Source organism: Peribacillus tepidiphilus, assembly GCF_009466385.1.
In the GTDB taxonomy this organism is placed as follows: Bacteria; Bacillota; Bacilli; order Bacillales; family DSM-1321; genus Bacillus_BN; species Bacillus_BN tepidiphilus.
Genome location: NZ_WIAQ01000036.1, coordinates 1 through 20,033 on the forward strand (window position 1 = coordinate 1; position 20,033 = coordinate 20,033).

The 20,033-nt window shown below is 38.0% G+C and carries 17 protein-coding genes; 3 read left to right on the top strand and 14 right to left on the bottom strand.

The window, feature by feature from the left end; genetic code table 11:
• The first annotated feature begins 119 nt into the window (after positions 1-119).
• The gene (locus GD441_RS15010) at positions 120-389 is read left to right on the top strand and encodes a hypothetical protein (RefSeq protein ID WP_153127247.1); all 270 of its coding nucleotides are present in this window, start codon (positions 120-122) and stop codon (positions 387-389) included.
• 13 nt (positions 390-402) lie between these two features.
• Here the strand turns inward: GD441_RS15010 and GD441_RS15015 are convergent, their stop codons facing one another.
• From GD441_RS15015 to GD441_RS15025, 3 genes are all read right to left on the bottom strand, one after another.
• A complete protein-coding gene (locus GD441_RS15015; RefSeq protein WP_153127248.1) occupies positions 403-2,574 on the bottom strand; it encodes a phosphodiester glycosidase family protein in 2,172 nt (723 codons plus the stop codon).
• Between the two features lie 515 nt (positions 2,575-3,089).
• Positions 3,090-4,973 (bottom strand): M14 family metallocarboxypeptidase, encoded by a 1,884-nt coding sequence (locus tag GD441_RS15020; protein WP_153127249.1) that lies wholly within the window; start codon positions 4,971-4,973, stop codon positions 3,090-3,092.
• Positions 4,974-5,235: 262 nt separating this feature from the next.
• Positions 5,236-5,820: a transposase gene (locus GD441_RS15025; RefSeq protein ID WP_338091720.1), complete on the bottom strand. Its 585-nt coding sequence runs from the start codon at positions 5,818-5,820 to the stop codon at positions 5,236-5,238.
• 453 nt (positions 5,821-6,273) lie between these two features.
• On the opposite strand from GD441_RS15025, the gene GD441_RS15030 reads away from it, so the two are divergent.
• Positions 6,274-6,969, top strand: a complete 696-nt coding sequence (locus GD441_RS15030) for a thermonuclease family protein (protein WP_225434256.1) — start codon at positions 6,274-6,276, stop codon at positions 6,967-6,969.
• A gap of 110 nt (positions 6,970-7,079) precedes the next feature.
• Here GD441_RS15030 and GD441_RS15035 read toward each other — a convergent pair whose 3' ends face one another.
• The 8 genes from GD441_RS15035 to GD441_RS15060 all read right to left on the bottom strand — a co-directional run bounded on the left by GD441_RS15035 (position 7,080) and on the right by GD441_RS15060 (position 16,084).
• Positions 7,080-7,385: a group II intron maturase-specific domain-containing protein gene (locus tag GD441_RS15035; protein WP_263862459.1), complete on the bottom strand. Its 306-nt coding sequence runs from the start codon at positions 7,383-7,385 to the stop codon at positions 7,080-7,082.
• On the bottom strand, positions 7,351-7,482 hold the full coding sequence (locus GD441_RS17505) for a hypothetical protein (protein WP_263862460.1): 132 nt from the start codon (positions 7,480-7,482) through the stop codon (positions 7,351-7,353). The genes GD441_RS15035 and GD441_RS17505 overlap by 35 nt, the downstream gene beginning before the upstream one ends.
• 723 nt (positions 7,483-8,205) lie before the next feature.
• Positions 8,206-8,817, bottom strand: a complete 612-nt coding sequence (locus tag GD441_RS15040; protein WP_153127251.1) for an Ig-like domain-containing protein — start codon at positions 8,815-8,817, stop codon at positions 8,206-8,208.
• A 17-nt stretch (positions 8,818-8,834) separates the two neighbouring features.
• The gene (locus GD441_RS15045; protein WP_153127252.1) at positions 8,835-12,170 is read right to left on the bottom strand and encodes a hypothetical protein; all 3,336 of its coding nucleotides are present in this window, start codon (positions 12,168-12,170) and stop codon (positions 8,835-8,837) included.
• Between the two features lie 368 nt (positions 12,171-12,538).
• Positions 12,539-13,093 carry an REP-associated tyrosine transposase gene (locus GD441_RS15050; RefSeq protein ID WP_153127253.1) on the bottom strand — a complete coding sequence of 185 codons (555 nt, stop codon included), beginning with the start codon at positions 13,091-13,093 and terminating at the stop codon, positions 12,539-12,541.
• Positions 13,094-14,617, bottom strand: coding sequence for a YifB family Mg chelatase-like AAA ATPase (locus GD441_RS15055; protein ID WP_153127254.1), 1,524 nt, complete (start codon positions 14,615-14,617; stop codon positions 13,094-13,096).
• Positions 14,618-15,148: 531 nt separating this feature from the next.
• Positions 15,149-15,301 (bottom strand): hypothetical protein, encoded by a 153-nt coding sequence (locus GD441_RS17060; protein ID WP_191992205.1) that lies wholly within the window; start codon positions 15,299-15,301, stop codon positions 15,149-15,151.
• A 240-nt stretch (positions 15,302-15,541) separates the two neighbouring features.
• Complete coding sequence (locus GD441_RS15060) at positions 15,542-16,084, bottom strand: cysteine hydrolase family protein (RefSeq protein WP_153127255.1); 543 nt, start codon at positions 16,082-16,084, stop codon at positions 15,542-15,544.
• 764 nt (positions 16,085-16,848) lie between these two features.
• Here GD441_RS15060 and GD441_RS15065 point away from each other — a divergent pair.
• On the top strand, positions 16,849-17,226 hold the full coding sequence (locus GD441_RS15065) for a hypothetical protein (RefSeq protein WP_153127256.1): 378 nt from the start codon (positions 16,849-16,851) through the stop codon (positions 17,224-17,226).
• A 180-nt stretch (positions 17,227-17,406) separates the two neighbouring features.
• Here GD441_RS15065 and GD441_RS15070 read toward each other — a convergent pair whose 3' ends face one another.
• From GD441_RS15070 to GD441_RS15080, 3 genes are all read right to left on the bottom strand, one after another.
• Entirely contained in the window at positions 17,407-17,778 is a 372-nt protein-coding gene (locus GD441_RS15070; RefSeq protein WP_153127257.1) for a hypothetical protein, read from the bottom strand.
• 648 nt (positions 17,779-18,426) lie between these two features.
• The gene (locus GD441_RS15075) at positions 18,427-19,689 is read right to left on the bottom strand and encodes a PTS ascorbate transporter subunit IIC (RefSeq protein ID WP_153127258.1); all 1,263 of its coding nucleotides are present in this window, start codon (positions 19,687-19,689) and stop codon (positions 18,427-18,429) included.
• 69 nt (positions 19,690-19,758) lie between these two features.
• A complete protein-coding gene (locus GD441_RS15080; protein WP_153127259.1) occupies positions 19,759-20,028 on the bottom strand; it encodes a PTS sugar transporter subunit IIB in 270 nt (89 codons plus the stop codon).
• Positions 20,029-20,033 lie beyond the last annotated feature (5 nt).

The window sequence follows — 20,033 nt, forward strand, 5'->3', positions numbered from 1 at the left end:
GTTTCATCTCGATAGCTTTCCACTTGATCTCCTCTGGATAATGAACTCTTGTCCCCATAAGACAAACACCTCCACAAATCGAAGTAAGTTATACATTCGATTCAGGAGGTGTTTTTTCCTTGTCCCATTTTACTGGGTCACTTCAATTACTCTCTACAGGGTTTTATCCTGATATATCGGTCGTTATTCCGTTTTATCGGTCGTCAGATACAATATATCGGTCGTCATTCCGTTTTATCGGTCGTCATTCCGTTTTATCGGTCGTCACGTACAATATATCGGTCGTCATTCCGTTTTATCGGTCGTCAGGTACAATATATCGGTCATCATTCCGATATATCGGTCGTCAGCCCGTTTTATCGGTCGCCATGTACAATCATTCCGTTTGATAGAAAACTGTTTTTAGTAAAGGACCGTTATCTGATCCACATAGATAGCCCCGTTCCCTTTTTTCGATTCTACACTCATGTACCTTACTGGAACAGTTAATGTATAAGGAGATTTCAGTCCAGCAGGGATTTGAGCTTTAATAAACTTCCAGCCTGTCCATGACACATTTCTTGCAAAGTCAATGTTCACTTCCTTTTGATTGGAGTCCTTCAGCTGTGCTCTAAGCCAATGGCCCTTTCCATCTCCATATACCCACATACCAATTTTCTTAGGGGCTCCCTGCAAAGGAATAGGTTGAGGAGCGTAAGCATATGCACCTGATGTTCCTGTCTTACCGGTAAAATCATAGCTAATTTTCAAGGACTGCTTACCATATTTCAATATCTTCGTTTCAGGTGAAATTGACACAGAATTATGCTGCACTCCTGAAGCCTTCCAAGAGGAAAGGTTCCCCTCAAACCCTTCAATTACTACTGAATGACTGTTGCCGACAATCAGCTTTGTCGTTGCTTTTACATTTCCATAAGAAACTGTAAGAGTTCCTGTTCCAGCTTGATTACCTGCAATAAACACCCCATTTTTCACGCTTCCAAGTGCCGCCGGAGTCACTTGATATGTAAAAATCTTTGGATCTTCAACGACCTTTTTGCCTTTATAAAATCCTTTTACTTGAATGGGAGCGCTTTTTTTCGCAGGTAATGCAATGACGGAATCTTGTAAAGCAATTCTATCAATCTTATTATTAATCACCACATTGATATCTGTTTTAATAGCACCTGCTATCGCTGTAATTTTACCTTTACCCGTTCCTTTTACCGTAAAACTGCCGTCTTTATTAAAAACCCCTATGTTCGATGACCATTTAACTGGAGTTGAAAGATTAGCCTTGTAGCCACTTTCATCATATCCTGTAACCGTAAGACCAAGATTCGGATAGGTAACTCCGCTAAACAATGTTAATTCTCTTTCAGAAGGAATCAATCTGCTTAATGGACCCTTTGGTGCTTTATTAACCACAAAAAGAGCATTTGATACGTTTCTTTCTTTTCCATCGGAAGGTTTATTAACGATTCCGAACCTCATATCTTCCGGGTTTTTCACAAGCATTGTCGATGAACCGCCCCCATCAAACGTCATAGCTTGTACAGCTCCAAAGTCTTTCATAATTTTTGCCATTTCTGTTAGAGTTACTCCGACACTATGAGCTTTATTTCTTCCATCTACCACTACCAAGAAAACACTTCCGTCGCGTTTGATTCCTATTGCTGTCCGTGGATGGGCTCCTTTAATGTTAAAAGACATGGCTGTTCCATCTTTTACAAGATGATAGCGTCCACCCACGGCCTCTTCCACTCCAGCCCAATCATTCTGGTCAAATTGTAGCGTCCATTCTACCAGGTCTCCCGGCTTCAATTGATTCAGATATTCGCTTGCAAAACCGTGTCCTGATAAAACATATTCGTTTTTGTTTATTTTCGTGTTTCCCATCCCTGGCCGTACTTCTTTTACTGTCGCTTTTACCTTGCCGTTACCATTCAGAACACCTTTAATATCTTTCAAGATAATCTCTGTCCCTGAGGAATCTGTCATAGTGTTGGATCCAAAGTAAGGCGTGAATAAAACCAATTGATCCTGCTTTCTTACTCTATTAATGGCATCTATCATGTAGGGATTTTCACCGTTAACTGTCATCCCAACATATAAATCTGGCTTCCCGATCAACGCCTTGCCTTCTTTGGTCACCCCGAAAATGACACGATAGGAAGGCGCATCCGAATTGGTTGTGATAACTTCACCATTATGGATCACCAGGCTATTAGGGGCCCCATTTTTATCAAAATAATCCCCATTTACACCAGCAAGTATCACACCCTCTTTAAAGTCGTTACGACTTGCCATTCCAGAAACCTTCTCAAAACCAAATGCCCGTTCTTTTGAAGATCCTACCTCGAACCCGATATTTTTCATAGATGGATCAACATCCAAACTATACATACGCTGCTTGCCACTCAAACTATTTATCTCGTGATCTGAAAAAGTCACTCCATTAGCAACCATCTTACTTTTCTTGTTTACTATATCCCCAACAGAAAAATTGGCGGACAATCCTGTATGAAAAGCTGGCAGCATTAGCATAATAATTGTGAAACATATAATACACGATCTAACCATTCTCTTTTTCATATATTCTCCATCTCCATATAATCTAGTTGTTTTCTATTATCTAATTATATAACAATACTAACCGTTTTTAGATAATTTTAGAAATTAATTGGTAGATTTCGTGTTTTTGGTGCCTTTTTGGTGGTGCCTTTTTTCCGGTGCCTGGCACCTTTTGTGGACATTTGTTCATTTTCAGTGTCAGGCACCTTAAGTGGACATTTGTACATTTTTAGTGTCAGGCACCTTGAGTGGACATTTGTACATTTTCAGTGTCAGACACCTTAAGTGGACATTTGTATTCGTGAGATGTACAGAAAGATAGGCATACCCTATTTCAAGGTAGTTCATAGCAATAAAGAGATTGGGTGCTATTGAACCTGGAACTTTTACTAGGAGATAGCAAGTACGATTGCATGAAAAAAAGAGCTACCGTCTAAGCGATAACTCTTTCTATGAGTGAAGAGTGTCCTTCTAAGAAAGACAAATCTTATGAATTTGTCCACAGCCGGTGCCTGACACCGTATAGTATTAAGATTCTATCGTTTGGCTGCTTCGTTTGCAAGCATTAAGCCAACTCGATTGTTTTGTTTCCAGATTCTAGGGAAGTAACTGTTTGGTACAGGTCGTTTGCCAACGTAAGGGGCAATTTCCGGAGTAAAGCCAGGCATCTTCATTTCTGTAATGAACCAATCCTTATAGCCGCCGCCACTAGTCGATGAGAGCTTTGCATCTACTAGTGAGTACCCTGTCAAACTTCTAATTTGTTTGGCAATATTATAGTCTCTTTTATAAGCTGCACCTTTTTGACCATAATACCAGAACAGGATTTGACCGGATGAATGATAGGAAACAGTCGTTTTAAACGAATGATTTCTAGTAAAGTTAACAAGCGCCAATACTTCCGGCTCACTGAGAGGTTTATACCCTTTAAAATTTTCAGGAGCAGGTCCTTTTGGTCCTCTAATTGCCTTCCAATTAACTGGGTATTGACGATTTAAATCAACCCCGCGAATATTAGCCTTCCAACTAGAAAAATCTTTCTTACCACCATTTAGCTTTAATACGTAAGCTGGATTTTTGGCACTTGTATACCCTTTTTGAACAAGTGTTACTCCGTCTGGGTTTACCATAGGGACAAACCAGATGCTGACTTTTGATAATACTTGACGTGTGTTATATCCTCCGTAATTTGTGCCTTTAGCAGCAGAAAGAGCGTATTGATCTACCATTTCCATAACGACATTAGTCGTCATATGCTCTCTGGCGTGGTGGGAGGCATTGATCATAATTTCTTTCGTGCCTCTGCCCAATTTAATCGCGTAAATGTCTCTACCATCTACTGATTTTCCGATGATCTTTTTTGAAACCAACCCCGGGTACATCACAACAAGCTCTTCTATGTCAACCTTCATTTGATCGTATGTATAGGTTGTATTGGAACGTACCACATCCATATAGTTGGTTTTAGCTAGTTTAGGATGAACATAGCCAATTCTTCCCCCATATTGAATCACATACCATTCCCCTTGGCGTGAAAAAATCGGGTAAGTTTCATTCTTTGGCAATACTGCAAAGGAAGAAGAATTGAGGGAAGGTTCTGAATAAACATGAACCTCCTGCAGAGTAGTAAAGTAGACTTGAACATTGCTAGAAGCGCTTGGTTTAAAAGTGCGACCGTCAGAAGGAATGGTGCCCTGCATTTTTACATAGCCCATTTCATTCCCGTAACGGATTAAATGCCAGCTATCCGCACCTTTTATTCTCTTAAACTCTTGACCTTCCAGCATATAACCTTTTTGAATCAGCTTACCAGAACGCTTAACATAAACAGGCTGCTTTTGAGTTATGACCTTAAAGAATTGATCTCTTGGTAAAAAACCCCTTATTAAATCCGCTTTATCAATAAATCCCTTCCGGCCACCAATGTTCATATAATATCCAGTATCAGTTTCTTCAAAAACCGAATATACCTCACCTTTTAATAAGGTCGCGATGACATTTTGTTTAGTCTCAGATTCGTGTACCATCACATCTTTTATAAGGGAAACTTGAACTAACGGATCCTTATAATCTACCGGATTTTTAATGGTTTGACCGTCCGACGCTTGAGCGAACTCTTTTTTTACATATCCTTTTGTTCCCCCAATATCGATCACAAACCAGTCTTCCTGTTCTTCATAAAACTTATATTCTTGATCCTTCATAAGCTTTGCAATTGCTGTTAAACTACCATTCTTTTTAATATAGACTTCAGCAGAATCCTCGGTAATTTTTAAAAATTTCAATTGATTCTCTGTGGACTCTAAATCAGTGGTAGTCGATTGATCGACATTTTCTTCTGCATAGGACCTATCATTATGTACGATCAAGAAAAACTGTACCAATAACAGAAGTACAACTGTGAATTTAAAGCCTCTCATTTCCCACTCTCCTACATATATTTGGTAATACAATTTTATATTATATCAAGAATGTAAAAATAATAAATTACTATACACATTTGCAGTGTCCATTTGCGGTGTCCATTTGCGGTGTCCATTTGCGGTGTCAGGCACTATAAAAAGACAATTTAAAGAGATTTGTTTACGTCCAGAAGACATTTTTGAGGAAAGAATAGCATTTATCCCCTGTTGTCCTTTGTACAAAGACAAATTTCATATATTTGTCCACGAGCGGTGCCTGTCACCGTATTAATTTTCCATCTTCATCGAATACAGGCTCATAATAGGGAGATTTCATATATGTTTCGTAGTTTTTTGTTTGGGGTTCATGGAAATAAGAGAGGATTTGGTTTGTAGATATGAGAGTAGATTTTTCTCCTAGCACGTAATGACGGTAGCTGCTCCAGGGGTAATCTTCGAGGTTTTGAACCATACTGGCTTTTAATGGGTTTAAATGAATATATTTGCTAACATCTAACTCATAATCTGCTGAGTCAATCCATTGAGCGCCGTAGCGGTTTTCAAACACATGACCTTGATAATCGTACCGTTTATTAAAGTATTTAGCATATTTGGTATGGAGATACCTCATTATGATACCTGGTGGGGTGGTTACAGTTTCTAATTGAAGATGAATGTGGTTGGTCATTAAGCAATACGTATGGAGGATAAAGGGATAACGGTTTTTTGTATCTTCGAGCAGGTTAAGATACTTTTGGAAATCTTCTTCATCATAAAAGAGGGAGGTTCTTCTGATTCCTCTGCTAGTGATATGGTATTTCGCTCCAGGGAACCAATTATGTCGTCTTCTAACGATAATGATCACTCCTTTTTTTAAAAAAATAGAAAATGATAAGAAAGATAAGAAGATGATACAGCTTTTGGGGTGTTCTAATAGAGAGATTTAGATGTGATTTGTGGGGAAGATGCATGTATCTATATTCTATATTAATAATGGATTTCCTTCTTTGTTAAACAAAATTAATGACCCCTTAATTATTTGGCATATTGTCTACAAGCACGGCCTAACACCGACAATGTCGGACGGAAAAAAGCTACCACAAAAAGCGATAACCCTCTCCTTTGTATGTGTCCATCTGACACGCACAAATATTTAAATTTGTCCACGAGCGGTGCCTGTCACTATATATGGACACTTGTCCTCAAGTGGTGCCTGACACCGCCCTATGGAATATTTTTCTAATGTAATAATAATAGTTATTTTGTATAATACTTTTGGGTATTTAAGGAATTTACTATGAAAATAGGAGGGTTAAATTTGAAGAAATTTCATTTATTTCTTCGTACTTTCATTCTTTTGTTGTTCGTCTTTTTTCTTTCAAGTTCCTTAACAGCTTTTGCACATCCGGGAGCAAAGGATAAGAACAATGGACATACTTGTAGAACGAACTGCGCTAAATACGGTCTGAAAGATGGCGAATACCATTTACATAAGCCAGGCACAAACGAAATCATTCGAGTCGATCAAAAAACCCGGAAACCTTTGTCATCCAAAACTCCCGTCTCTAAGCCAGCCGTTAAGGCTCCAGTCATTAGTAAAGTAATTAAGGCGAACGCTAAGATTCAAAATGTTAAAGTTACGCGGGTTATTGATGGGGACACTGTAGAGGTGCTTTTACCCTCTAATAAGACAGTAATAAAGGTTCGACTGATCGGTGTAAATACGCCTGAAAGCACTACAAAAATAGAATACTACGGAAAAGAAGCATCGGCGTATACGAAAAAACGACTTTTACATAAAACCGTAACACTTGAGTTCGATGTCGGTCTTAAAGATCGATACGGACGATACCTAGCCTATATTTGGATCGGAAAAGAGCTATTTAATGAAACGCTTGTAAAGTCTGGGTATGCAAATGTCATGACTATTCAACCTAATGTTAAATACCAAAGCAAGTTTATAGCAGGCGAACGCTACGCACGCCAAAATAAAAAGGGGCTTTGGAAGAAATAGAAAGATTCCAGCAACGCCCTCTAACCGGTAACTAATTTTTTTTAAAAAATCTAAAGACAGAGAGTGTAATGACACTTTCTGTCTTTTTTAGTAGCTTACATATGATTTCTTTACTTATTAAAAATACAATTCCCTGTAAGCCTCGGAGAGATTTCCTCCACAAAGCCTTCTTTTGTAAAAAATACGTTCGTCAATACTGAGGAGTACCAGTGGAGTGAGACGAAAATATACTTAGCAATCACTCTCTTTGTGTCCATACCAGACACACAAATCCCCTGATTTTGTCCACTTGCGGTGCCTGTCACCGTATTACGTCCTAATACATACCAGTCCACTTTATTTAGCCACTTCTTGGCGATGGGCGAAATGCTATAGTAATTCTTAAACCCTTGTAAAATTCGATTGAGCCCCTTCACCAGTTCTTTGATCCATAAATAGCTTGTTCTTAGGACTCGTATATTCCTTAATCAGCAGGGGTCCTTCCTTCTGCCACGTTATGCTCCATGGCTTCATCAGTACTATGACCCCCTCTGACTCCCTCTCCACAGTCCACCCTTTCACCTTCTGGTTTATAGGTTTCCTCTTTACTTCTTAAGAAGTGTGGAGGAGGGCCTCCCCAGTTCCGTTATCTACTTTCTCAACATACCGCTCCCCTTACCTCGAGGGATTCTTCGATGCTGCACCTCCAAGATCTTCACACCTTCCATGGTCTTCGCCCATATCCACCAGGCTCGACTTCCCTTTGTCCTCCAAAGGAGGTCTCTTTTGACGAGGTGGCAGGATTCACTTCATGTTACGGTCTGATGATTTGCTCGCACTCTCCAAGAGAGATACTTTGTCACATGGCTTCACTCTTAGGATTTCTCCACCAGTTGCCTGTCAGCTACCGAGCGTCTTGGCATTTACTCGGGTTGGACTTGCAACAACTAGCAGATAACAGCTTAGCTGGGCACGCTATATAAAAAAAAGAGAAGTGCAGCAAACACTTCTCTTTGCAACCTCTACTGTCAGGGGGATTGTCTAATCTTATATTGATATACAAGAACCATACTTTGCTTTCGAGAGCGTAGGATGGTTTTCTTGTTTTCAATCACGTTCTTCCCTTAACGAAAAGAAGACTGACAACCAACCACCTTCACAATATTCAGTTGCATCTCTATTCCATCTCATTCTTACAATCTAATAATCTAACAAACTTCAATATTTCAGGGAATGACAGTGTACAGGTCCTAAATCTTATTTAACAACTGTGTATTTTTTTGTTTCAATTAGTTTATTGTTTTCATCATATGCGTAAATGGTTAGGGTTGTTCCATTTTTTATGTCAACAAGACCGTAAGTAAAGGTATTGTTTCCTTTGTAGTGCATTTCGTCCGCACCTATTTTTACTTTGTATACATCTTCGCTCGTAGTTACTGTAATGTTTGTAAAAGCTCCACTTGAAAAGGTATTCACAGACTGTATTTTCGAGCTCGTTTTTACAACTTGAAATGGGATTTCAATAGGTGTCCTTACAGCTTTCCCTTTTTTTGACTTTACTAATGAAGTAATCATTATTCGGTAGGTTTTTCCTATTTCATAGGATGAATTCGGCGCTACTACCACTGTATATCCAGAATCCTCCAAACGCAGAGTAGTGGAGTGTTTACTAGTTCCATTCAACACATAGAAACTATCTGATGTTAAAGATTTTTGATCTAATGGTACATTAAAGCGAACTTTCCAGACTTTATTTACTTGATCGGTGGTTTGAATGTCCCACTTCTTCGCAAACGTTAGATGATTATTCGAAAAAAGGATCATCATCATCGTGAAAAGAGCTGTAGTTACTATTTTGGCTTGTTTCATGATTTATCCTCCTTCCCTTACTTTCCTACTTTCAATTCATCAACAGAATAATATTTGAAGATGTCTTTAAGTAAAGTTTTACTTTCAAGTAAGATCTTTAAAGGATATGAACCAGCAATATTTTTTTTAGGCAGCTCATTGTACGTTTTAGAGCCATTAGTGAGCTTTTTGTAAATGCGACCTTGTAATGGATCAGAGCTTCCATTTCCATATACTGTAACGATTATCTCACTGTTTTTCTCTAGATTTGTAAACACAAACTTAAATGTATTACTGCCTACTGCCTCACGAGTAATTTCTCCTGCTTTTCCTTTAATCGTTAACAGGACCTTATTTACCTTTGAATTTGTAGAAACCTCTACAGTAGTGATACTCTTTTCATTTACCGGAAACTCGGTTGTGTTGACCTTGATCGTGTGAACATTCTTATCTGGTACAATCACCCGAATATTTTCTAGCCCGTTTGCATTTATATATTCTGCAAAATCTCCATTTAGTAATTCGCCCAGAGTACTATTTGTAGTTATGGATGGAACTTTTATTGTTAACTGTCCTTGTGCTGGTATATCAAACTTATAATTTACTAATACTGTTTTAGGGATTTTAATATCTACTACTTGATCTCTAATAATTGAATAACTTGCAACAGCAGGTATTTTAATTGTTAATGTTTTTCCACCATTGCTAATCTCTAAGGAACCAGAGGATTGAATGGCAGAGCTTACCATGGACCATTCTTTTGTCTGATCTTTTGTAGTAAAGCCTTTTATAAGAGCTGAACGTTTTGTTTTATTCGTAGTAAGTTCTGGGTCCCAAGTTGTACCTTCAAGTGTAATGGAGAATACATTTTCACTAGTTTTTATACTAGTTTCCAAGAAAACTCCATTGTTCACGGTAGCTTTAGCTACTTGTCCAATCGAAATCTTCTTATCAGTAACTATCGATTTTGAAGCATTATTTATTAAACTTTGTGGTATATTTACCGAAATTTCTTCTCCGGATTCAGTCTTATATGCTGGTACAGCTGGAAATTTAATCGTAACACTATCGCTCGTAACCGTCACATTCTTTGAATTATTTTTGATGGCTGCTTGTACAAGATTCCAGTTCGTACCACCTTTATTACTTTGAAATCCATTAATCAAATCATTTATAAAAGTAGCAGAATCATTTTTAAATGTAGCATTTTTTAATTTAATGGTTATGGTTCTGCCTCCCTTTTGAATGTCTATAGGATCTAAAGCTAATCCATTTCCTGATATTTCTGCTTTCACGGCCCCAATTTTAAACGCTGAGCTTATATTTATATCCTTGCTCGATACATTCAACAATCCAGCCGGAATTGTAAGGTTTACATTCGCGTCTTCGGATAAAGAAAAACCAGGGATTGCATCAAATGTAAGGGTTACAACCGTATCACTGTTCCTCTTAAGTGAGTAACTTGGTATATTCACACCTGTAAACTTCATTTTATTTGTGTTTGTTTCGATATCTTTTACCCATACATCATTTTTCAAAGTGATGATCAGGGTTTTACCTCCCTTAACCATATCAAATTCATTGGTCTTTGAAAGGATTGTACCTGAAAGGGTGGCAGATTGATTCGTGACTGGTTGAACAGTAAAAGCATTTATACTACTTTCATCAAAATTAGAATCTGTAGTCAAATTCGCTTTTGGTGTATAAGTAACGACTAAATCACTCTGTACTTTAAATCCATCAATTGGTGGCAATGTAATGGTTACGACTTGATCATTTGTCCTTACAACATCAGCTCTTGCAATGAGAATGGAAGTCGTTTCATTTGATTTCCAATCAAAACTACTTAATAAACTCTCTCGTTTTACTGAATTTGAAGCAATATCATCTGCCCATTTCGCGTTGACTAATGTAACAACAATTGTCTTGCCACCCTTTACAATATCCGTTTGAGAAACATTTGGTGAAACAGTTCCTGAAACTAGTGCTTTCGGGGTTGCTTTAATCGTTATAATCTGTTCTTTTAAATTCACATTCTTACTTAATAACTGATAAGGAACTTTTAAGGAAAGTGTTTGATCAGCTGTTAGATAAAAGTTACTGGTAGCAGGGATTACAATGGTTAAAGTCGACTTATCCTCTGAAACAGTAATATTGCCTAGGTTATTTTTTAAGACACTTTTCACCTTTTCCCACTGTTCTTCTTGATTTTTTGCGATTAGGGAATCAATTAAGGCTCTCTTTTTTGCATTATCAGAACCAATATTCCATTGAACGCCTACTGGTAATGACAGATCGATTTTTGCAGGAGTGCCTCCTGGATTGATAATACTTTTTTCAGTCATGCTAACTGATAGCTCAGAAGTAATCGTAAAGTCTCTTGGATCGCCTTCATAAAGAATGTTTCCAATATTAAAACTATTCACGCTATCTATTTGAAATATGTTATTTAATTTATTAACCCCTAAATCATATGGTTTAAACTCAATTTTATCTTCACTAATTTGATTCTTAGGGATAGGAGGTAATTTCAACTTCAATGTTTTATTATCATTTTCAATTGAAACATATTTATTTGGGTCTACTGACTTAAGATGCTGTGTAACTTCCCATTTACTATTGTCTGCTTTTAAAAAACGATCTAATATTTGATTTAAAACACTAAGTTTAATAATTTCCTCTTTTTTCCATTTAGCATTGAGCAAATTCAGTTCGATTTCCTTACCGCCTTTTTCAAGGTCCTCCTTAGAAGCATTTACAATACTACCTCCTACAGAAACTCTTGGTTTTGCATAGATGGTAAAGGATACAGGTGTAACTTGTCCCTCCCAGTTCTCTAGCAGCGCTGGTGAGAGATTCATAGTAATCGTTTGATTATTACTTATTTTATAACTTGCATCTTTTTTTAATTTTATTATGAGGATATTATCATCAGTCATATCGCGTGAAACTGAATTGACATCAACTAGTTTTTTAAATTCGTCATGATCAATATCCGCAACCATACTATCAAGTACTAATTGTTTTTTTGTATCAATATCATCTGCCCATCTATTACTGGAATCCGTTAATGTTAGAATGACTTCAATATCGTTAGGTGATGCTAAATCATTGATTTTTTCTTCAGTAATAATAGAATCTGTTCCACCTATTTTTGTTACCAAATCAACCTTTATTTCCCCGCCTGCAGATAACGCAGATGGATACGGCATTACTGTGTAAATCCCAAGCATAAATACAAATAGAAGTACCATGACTTTGTTCAATTCACCATGACCTTTAGGTAATTGTTTCAAAAAAATCGCTCCTCTCTTTTTTGTTAAATCATGACTTATAAAAAATTTCTTATGTGTAGTGGAATAATTTTCTTTCAATAACACCAACTTCCAAATTATTACCTTATTTATATCGGTCAGTTTTTCTGAATATTTAGCTTCAATAAAATATGAAAAACTAAAATGGCAGCACATAAATTCCATTTACGATTAAGAAGCCATTTAAATATATCCTCGAGTGAAGACTAATCCCTAACACCTGTGAAACAATATTTTTTGGGGCGTGAGAAGCACTGTTTCTAGTGGAAGTGCTGGTAACGGTACTCCCAATTTACAATGAAAACGGAGTTTTTTTGATTTGATCTATTTACTTCACTTGGCACTGTTCCCAGTGTACACGTCACGCGCACAAATTTTACAATTTTGTCCACGAGCGGTGCCTGACACTTTTATTCTGAAGTAATAAACTACAAATCAACATTTTCAACAAACCCACAGTATCTGCGATATTGTTCTCTTTCATCTCCAACAAAGTAGGTGCTAATTTTGTGTGGTACTACATATTGCGGTTTTTGCGTGGAAGGATTTTTATAAAAATAATAGCTGCTCCAAGGATAATCTTCAGGCTTTTTGACCATTTTTGCTTCTACGGGATTTAGATGAATGTAGCGGCTTACCTCTAGCATTCCTTCTCTGTCTGTAATGATTTTGTCGTAGTAGCGTTTTTCAAAAACGTGTCCGGTCAATTTGTAGCGAGTATTGTAATAATTGGCATACCGTTTGTTGATCAGTGACATGACTTTTGAAAGGGGTTCTTCTGTTGAACGGATTTGGAGATGAAAGTGATTGGTCATTAAACAGTAGGACGCTATTTCAAAAGGGATTTTTTCATGTAGCTGTGAGAGGATATGAAAAAAGGCGAGATAGTCATTCCGGCATCTAAACAGAGGATCGCGACGATTCCCTCGACATACAACATGGTAAAAATGGTGGGGGATCCAAATTCTTTTTTTGCGAGGCATTTATGTTTCCCTCGCTGCAGTTTTTATTTTATGAGTATTGTTTCGCCTTAAGGTCATAGCCTCCCAGATGGATTCGTCAGATATTACATGTTCCTGCTTGAGATCAGAGATGGTTCTTGCCAGCCGAACGATTTTGATTTGCACGCGATTGCTCCATTGCTGTTTAGCAGATACTTGAGAAAGCATGTTTTTTTGACGGTCAGTAAGCGGACTTGTTTTCGTTAATGTAGCAAACGGCACTTTTGCATTGCAGATTTCCTCCTGATACCGTTTAAATTGTTTTTTCCTTGCTTGCTCTACTCGTTTACGAATCGCAGATGAAGGTTGTTGTGTGATTGTATTCTGGTCAAGACTGACCGATTTTAAAGATAACAGAATATCCATTCGATCATAAACGGGACCTGAAACTCGATTACGATAAGCTTGGATTTGTTTTTCCGAGCAGGTGCAATAATGAGTGTTGGATCCTAAATATCCGCATGGACAAGGGTTCATGGCACCAATGAGGATGAAGGAGGCTGGGTAGGTAACTGTGGAATGTGCTCTGCTGATGGTCACCATTCCTGTTTCTAATGGCTGCCTTAGCATATCGAGCGTCTTTTTTGTGAATTCTTCCATTTCATCAAGAAATAATACACCACGATGAGCTAATGATATTTCTCCAGGCTTAGGATGAGATCCTCCTCCAATGATAGCTACTGAGGATGCAGAATGGTGAGGATGTCTGTAAGAAGGGAATTGCAGTGAAGGTATATTCTCTCTTCCAAGCTGGTAGAGGCTCATGACTTCTAGCTTTCCTTGATTTGATAAAGGTGGAAGAATGGATACAAAGGTTTCGGACAACAGGCTTTTCCCGCACCCTGGAGGTCCGCTCATGAGCACGTTATGCTCTCCAGCCGCTGCAATTTCCAATGCTCGCTTGGCGTGTTCATGACCAATAATTTGGGAAAAATCTTTTTGGAATACATGTGGTTGATTGTTCTTGTGTTCAGTTTCCGTATGAAACGACAGGATGGTTTGACCTTTCAAATGTTGAATCACGTCTTCAATATGCTGAATCACTACACAATCTAAATCTATCATCTTAAGCGGAACAGCAGGATCACAAGGGATATATATTCTTTTAAAGCCCAACGCCTTAGCTGAAATCAAGGCGGGTAACATCCCTTCTACTGTTTGAACAGACCCGTCCAGGGACAAAGCCCCCAAAAAAGCCGTATCTGTTGGGATATCTTCCTGTACATTCCCCATTGCCTTTAATACTGCCAACGTCATAGCCAAATCAAAAAGCGGACCATTTTTCTTTTGTTCCGAAGGGGATAGATTGACCACGATTTTCTTGTTTGTCACATCGCATTCTAAAGAGCGTACAACAGATAGCACCCTTTCCTTCGATTCTTTTACTGATGCATCCGGCAATCCTACAATGACCATCGACTCTGTTCCAGGGGTTACTTGTACCTCCACCTGCACCCGATATCCCTCTAAGCCTTTCAAACCGATACTGGATACTTTGACTGTCAATTATAATTACCTCCTATTCTTTATGTTTTTGTGAGAAAAATAGAGCTTTTTAAAGAAGAAATGTTTGAGTCTAAAAAAAGATTGTTTTGGAGAAAAATGAAGGAAAAACAGAAAAGAAGTTAGATGGATAAAAGAGGATCATGGAAACACAGAAATGGTTGTATGTCTTAAGGATTTATTCGACAAAAACTCCGTAATTCCTTTCAAAAAAATAAAAAAGTTCAAGTTTTATTTTGGAAAGAAGATTAGTCTGGCATATCCCAAAACAAATTTTCATGGATGAAAATGGAACCTGAAAACGTCCAATTCTAAAAGAAAAGCCCCGCAGAGATTATCTCTCCACAGAGCTTTCCTTCAAAACTATTTGTCTATATTTCTACAAATCTCGACAAACTTCGGGGAGTGACAGGCACCGTTCCAATTCTTCCACAGAGGGAATTTTTCGTGTATAATAGGTATATAATAGAAAAGAGAAGTGCTGCTAACACTTCTCCCTGCAACCACTACCGTTAGGGTGGTGGTTGTCAAACTTTATTTGTTTCTTTTCTGAAAACCACCCTTTTGCTTGCTACGGCGCGGGGTGGTTTTCTTGCGTTCTAATATGTTCTTTCGAAAGATATGTGCCGTGGTTTCACGCACAATACCCCTCAAAATTTCACGAACGAATTCAAGAAATGTTTCCATGATTATCACCTCCTTCCCTTAAAAGGAAAGAAGACCGACAACCAACCACCCTCACAATATTCAGTTGCATCTCTATTTTATCATTCTCTTCTAAACTAAACCCTTAACACCCTTCGACAAAATTCGAGGAGTGCCGTTGAATTGCGCCCAGTGGAAGTTCTGTGATAGGTACTCCCATTTTACAATAAAAACAATTGATTTGATCGATTTACTACACTAGTCACCTACCCCCGGCACCGTTTATTCAATAATTTCCGTATGGAAACAAAGTTTCATATGATTCATCATTAATTCTCCAAAGTCAGTAAATGTTGCAGCTCCTCGTTTGTGTATGGCTGTTTTAAAACCTTCTGCGTCTGCTCCAGCTATTGTCAAAAAATCACAAATGTCCGTACAAACCCCGACAACGTGTATCTTTTCGACTTCTAACTTTTTTAATGTTGCAGCTAAATCTGTTTTAAAGAAAGCATTGTAGTTTGTTTTTGGAGTGTAAATTACATTTGGATTTTCCAAATTTTCTAGATACCATTCATATAAATCGCCGTACAATTGTTGTCCTTTTGTATGAATAATATTGTGTGGTGTCCATAATTTGAAGTGTGGGTCATCAGGTTGATGGGCATCCATTGTAACTACAACAATATTACCATTGGCTAGAAATCGGGTTGCTAAATCTTTGATGTAAGGTACAATCTCTTGTGCTGGTTTGCCAGCAGTTAAAGCTCCGTTATCTGCTACAAAATCATTACTCATATCTACAATTAATAAAGCTTCCTTTGCCATTTCTGTTCATCTCCCATTTATTGAATATATGCTAGATACAATTGATTTATTATTTTGTTCAAATCCTCTTGGCCTTTTTTATACTTCTCATACAAAAGTGGTTCTTTTACTGATTGTTTAGGAGAAAAATGAAGGAAAAAACAGAAAAGAAGATAGAGGGGATAAAAGAGGATCATGGAGACACAGGAATGGTTGTATGTCTTAAGGATTTATTCGACAAAAACTCCCTAATACCTTTCAAGATTCATTAAATAGTTCAAGTTTTATTTTTGAAAAAACCTCTGGCACAATAATCAAATACAGTACCCCGAAACAAGATTTTCTTCTAAAGATAAGATGGATCCTCTGATAGTTCCCTTTCTAAAAGAAATGCCCCGCAGAGATTATCTCTCCACAGAGCTTTCCTTCAAAACTATATATTTATATTTCTACAAATCTCGACAAACTTCGGGGAGTGACAGGCACCGTTCGCTAAGCTAACTGCTACTTCTGCCTTCGCAGCTCGGGACTCTCACCCTATAGATTACACCCATGCCGGGCGCACACAAAAAACAGAGAGCCAATCAATGACTCTCTGTCTCTATCAATCTTCGACAAATTTCGGGGAGTGACCAGGCACGCACTCCCAGCAGGAAAAAACATTCCAAATTAAGTATTTACTAAAAAAGAAAAACTCCGCGTAAATAAAAGAAGAATGATAAAATACATTTGAACGACTTAGGCACTAAAAGGAATTTAAATATAACTTTGAGGGGGAGAACGATTTGAAGTTAAGTGATGAGGAACTTAAAAAATTTATAAAAGGGATCCCTGTTAATAAAGAGTTGGAGGATGGCGACTTTTACGATGAATTAGATAAAGACGATATGCTTGATCGGCTCCAACAGAATCATGAACCGGCGGGCAGGATGTTTTGGGAAAAATTCGTAGAAATAAAAAGGTACTTTCCGCAAAAGGATTTGTTAGCAATAGTATTAGGTGCCGACGAGCCAATGGATTTGGAAAGCGATGAGGCTATTGAATTTGCTGCAGAAATAGCAAAAAAGAATAAGTATCCGAAATTCCATCAAGCTGAAGACGATGTTAGACTCTATGGCCAAAATTGTCTCGCAGAAAGAACCTTCTTTTTTAAAAAGAAATAATTTCTAGTATTTAATATTAATCCTCAATTCCTGCCCGCTGCTAAGCTAATATGACACTGTACAAAATGATCTCCTTTTACGTAAGGGGATTTTTTTCTTTTCACAGAGCTGTTCCCCAACCTATTTACCTACTAATAGAGTGCCAGTGGATTACACTCACACCAAGGCAGAATCATCCATTTATTTCCTCTTTGTCGGCCTATTCTTTGGCACCCAGATTGGACCATCCCAAGTAAAGTGAACAAGTACGTCTTCACCATTTTCATCTTTCCTGATACATTTCAATTTTCCATCCATCATTAACTTACACAAACCGATTTCCGTTTGCGGTCCCCATTCACTCGCCTTATCAACTTTTTTATTAAAAGCTTTGATGTAAGCTGGAAACTCAGCCGCTAACCTCTCAATCATACTCATGTTTATATGATAAATCGAGCCATAGTGAGCCCCGATAGAATACGGGACTATTTGTTGATTAAACCGAAAGCCAAACAAGCCATTTGTATAAGAAGGACCAACAAATTGGTTTACTTTCACTACCCTTTCTTCCACTTCATTCTTCCTCCTTTATAAAAATATATCTTTGAGATTTGACACATTATAAATCTATTCCTTTTTTTAGGCGATGACAGGCTTCTTCTTCAACCGACAAACACAACAAATTCCAATTTATTACATTAACATCTCAATTTATAGGCTACAAAGCATGTTTCGCATCATCGACTACCCGTTTGTTTCTTTTTCCAAGATAGTCATCTATATTTACTGCAATTTTTTCATTTTGGAAAACCGAACTTAAATGCTTAACAAAATATTTCCAATATATCCTGCGTTTCCAAACGTACATCAAAAGAATTTTTTTCGAGATCGTTTGCTGGTGATGTAACTCCCCCTCATCATCGTATACATTTTCCCAAATATCAATGTACCTTGTGTGAACATCTCGATAAGCGCGGACCTTAAAAGTGATAATGTCGTGCATTTTTTATGTACTTAAGTTGTTTGGAAACCCCAACATTTATTATAGAGCTTATAAATAAATAAAGCCCCGAAGAGATTTCTCTCCGCAGAGCTTTTCGACATACTTCGGGTGTGACAGGCACGCATCCCAGAGATTTTTCTCTCCACGAGACCTTCCTTCCAATCTACTTGTCTCAATTTCTACAAATCTCGACAAACTTCGGGGAGTGACAGGCACCTTTATGAGAAAATTTGAATGAGATAACCTAGCAAAATTCCGACTAAACCGAAGTCGGAGTCTCCGAAGGTTGTTCCTTCGAAGCCAAGTGAGCCTAGTACTGGAAGCAGTAATGCTGGTAAGAAAGAGATTAATAGACCGTTCGCAAATGCACCGATGATAGCACCTCTTCTTCCACCTGTTGCGTTACCGAAAACACCGGCTGCCGCACCAGTGAAGAAGTGAGGGATTAACCCAGGTACGATGATCTTCAATCCAACAACCGGAAGGATGAACATCGAAATGACACCTGCAACAAAGCTTGCTAAGAACCCAATGATCACCGCGTTAGGAGCGAACGGGAACACTGCTGGACAGTCAAGGGCAGGTTTTGCATCCTTCACGACTTTATCAGCAATCCCTTTGAATGCAGGTACGATTTCAGCGATTAACATCCTAACGCCTGCAAGAACCACATACACACCAGCTGCAAAAGTGATGGCTTGCATTAAGGAGAAGACTAAGAAGTTTGTTCCGCCGCTAAGTTCTTTTTCAATAAAACCTTGACCTGCAAAAGGGGCTACGATCAGGAATAAGATGGCCATTGTTAAGGACATAGCTACAGAAGTATCACGCAAGAAACCAAGAGATTTTGGAACTTTAATGTCTTCCGTTGATTTGGATTTGTCACCCACACGTTTTCCAATAAAAGCAGCTGTGAAGTAACCAATTGAACCAAAGTGACCAACTGCGATGCTGTCGTTACCTGTCACTTCTCTGACATAAGGCTGAAGAATAGCTGGCATGAATACCATTAAGCTTCCTAGGATGATAGATCCGATGATGATAAGCGGAATACCTGTTACTCCGCCAGTTGCAAATACCGCTGAAATCAAGCAAGCCATGAATAATGTATGATGCCCTGTTAAGAAAATGTATTTAAATGGTGTAAAACGAGCAATTAAGATATTGGTAACCATTCCGAACAGCATGATCATCGCTGTTTCTTTCCCGAATGTTTGCTGAGCAATCGCTACGATGGCTTCGTTATTTGGAATGACGCCTTGAATATGGAATGCTTTTTCGAACATTTTTCCGAAGATATCAAGGGAGCCGATTAAGATTCCGGCACCTCCGCCCAGAATAACGAAACCCATGATGGTTTTAAGAGTTCCAGCAATAACATCTGCAATCCCCTTCTTCTGAAGGACAAGGCCTAATAAAGCGAATAATCCGACTAGTATTGCTGGAGTTCCAAGTATATCCTTCATAATAAAATCGAACATCTGAAATTCCCTCCCTAATAAAATCTATTGAATGAGTTCTCTTGATTATGAAATAACGAAATTTCCTTTTTATAAAAGATGGGCTTCTAATGCAGCTTTTAATTCATTCTGGTCTAAAATATTTTTCAAACCTACTACAGTACGAGTACCGTCATCCAGCTGTGAAATTAGATCTAAGGAACCCAGGTATAAGTCTGCCTTTTCGGACTTACTTGTTGTTAAATCTGTATGGGAAACCTCTGCTTGTACTCCCAATTGATTCAAAATAGTCTTTACATTCATTTCTACAATAAAACTGCTTCCTAACCCATTACCGCAAACAACGAGAATTTTTTTCATTACTT

What these genes read in the sequence shown, in the direction of transcription:
- GD441_RS17060 (WP_191992205.1), bottom strand. Translation starts at nt 15,301, where the DNA reads ATGGAAACATTTCTTGAATTCGTTCGTGAAATTTTGAGGGGTATTGTG.
- GD441_RS15015 (WP_153127248.1), bottom strand. Translation starts at nt 2,574, where the DNA reads ATGAAAAAGAGAATGGTTAGATCGTGTATTATATGTTTCACAATTATT.
- GD441_RS15040 (WP_153127251.1), bottom strand. Translation starts at nt 8,817, where the DNA reads ATGAAACAAGCCAAAATAGTAACTACAGCTCTTTTCACGATGATGATG.
- GD441_RS15075 (WP_153127258.1), bottom strand. Translation starts at nt 19,689, where the DNA reads ATGTTCGATTTTATTATGAAGGATATACTTGGAACTCCAGCAATACTA.
- GD441_RS15050 (WP_153127253.1), bottom strand. Translation starts at nt 13,093, where the DNA reads ATGCCTCGCAAAAAAAGAATTTGGATCCCCCACCATTTTTACCATGTT.
- GD441_RS15080 (WP_153127259.1), bottom strand. Translation starts at nt 20,028, where the DNA reads ATGAAAAAAATTCTCGTTGTTTGCGGTAATGGGTTAGGAAGCAGTTTT.
- GD441_RS15020 (WP_153127249.1), bottom strand. Translation starts at nt 4,973, where the DNA reads ATGAGAGGCTTTAAATTCACAGTTGTACTTCTGTTATTGGTACAGTTT.
- GD441_RS17505 (WP_263862460.1), bottom strand. Translation starts at nt 7,482, where the DNA reads ATGAAGCCATGGAGCATAACGTGGCAGAAGGAAGGACCCCTGCTGATT.
- GD441_RS15060 (WP_153127255.1), bottom strand. Translation starts at nt 16,084, where the DNA reads ATGGCAAAGGAAGCTTTATTAATTGTAGATATGAGTAATGATTTTGTA.